Source organism: Streptomyces himastatinicus ATCC 53653 (assembly GCF_000158915.1).
Classification (GTDB): Bacteria; Actinomycetota; Actinomycetes; order Streptomycetales; family Streptomycetaceae; genus Streptomyces; species Streptomyces himastatinicus.
Map to the genome: position 1 here is coordinate 8,445,075 of NZ_GG657754.1, position 1,156 is coordinate 8,446,230.

The 1,156-nt window shown below is 74.1% G+C and carries 1 protein-coding gene; it reads right to left on the minus strand.

What is annotated here, in order from left to right:
• Positions 1 to 32: 32 nt before the first annotated feature.
• The coding region (locus tag SSOG_RS36100) for an amidohydrolase family protein (RefSeq protein ID WP_009719212.1) at positions 33 to 1,156 on the minus strand (1,124 nt) is incomplete at its 5' end.

Below are 1,156 nucleotides of genomic sequence, written 5' to 3' on the forward strand. Positions count from 1 at the left end.
CGGCGCTGCCTCTCGTGTATCCGTGGAGGCCGTCAGATGTGCAGGTCGCAGCACCCGTCCCGCCGCAGCTGCCGCCCGACCTCCAGCCAGTGCTCCGCCGACCCCCCGTGCGCCGCACGGGCACCGGCGGGCGCCGGGAACGCCTCGACCAGCTTCCGCTGCTCGAACGGCACGCCGCCCCGCAGCACCGAGACCGTCCGTACCAGCGAGTCGAAGTCGGTGAAGGGATCGCCGTCCACGACCGTCAGGTCCGCCAGCTTGCCGACCTCCAGGGTGCCCAGATCCCGGTCGGCGCCGAACGCCCGCGCCGGGAGGACGGTCACCGTGCGCAGCGCCTCCGCGGGCGACATCCCGAACCGGTGCAACGCCCGCAGCCCCACGTGCAGATGGAGCCCCACCGGCGCCAGCGGCTGGTCCGTACCCAGGGCGACCACACCGCCACCGGCCAGGATCCGCCGGTATATGTCGATCTCGGTGCGCAGGGTGGCCAGTTGGGCGTCGGTCGGCGGCGCTCCGGCGAGCTGCCGCACCAGGGCGGTGTCCCACGGCGGCATCAGCCGGGTGACGCGCTCGTCCTGGGCCAGCGAGGGGTCCGCGCCGACCAGCGGCTGGGCGGCGAACGGCGTGGCGATCAGCCGGAAGTCGGAGGCCGTGTAGATCTCCGTCACATCCTGCTCGGCGCGCCCCGTCCCCGTCGTCACATGCCCGAACTCCAGCCGCTGCGTTGCCTGGAGATGGGTCGTCAGATCCTGGCCGAGCTGTATGCCGGGGGTGCACAGATGGCTGCCGGAGCGCACCCCGAGCTTGTCGTGCGCGAAGCGGGCGGCCTCCTCCATGATCCAGCCGGGCGCGCGGACGTACGTCTTGACGAAGTCCCAGTCGAGGGCCGCCGCGCGGTCCAGCGAGCGCCGCAGCCCCTCCCGGGTGCGGTGCGCCCGGCCCATGCTGTACGCCACCCGCGGCCCGTCCAGCAGCTCCCCGGTGGCCAGCAGCCGCGGCCCGGCCAGCGCGCCCGCCGCGACGGCCTCCCGCAGCCGCGCCTGTTCGTAGGCGAAGCCGCCGAACGAGACGGCGGTGGTGATGCCGTACGCGAGCTGGAGCGCGGTCTGGCGGCCGCCGTAGGTGTACTGCCAGGGGTGGGTGTGGGCGTCCCACA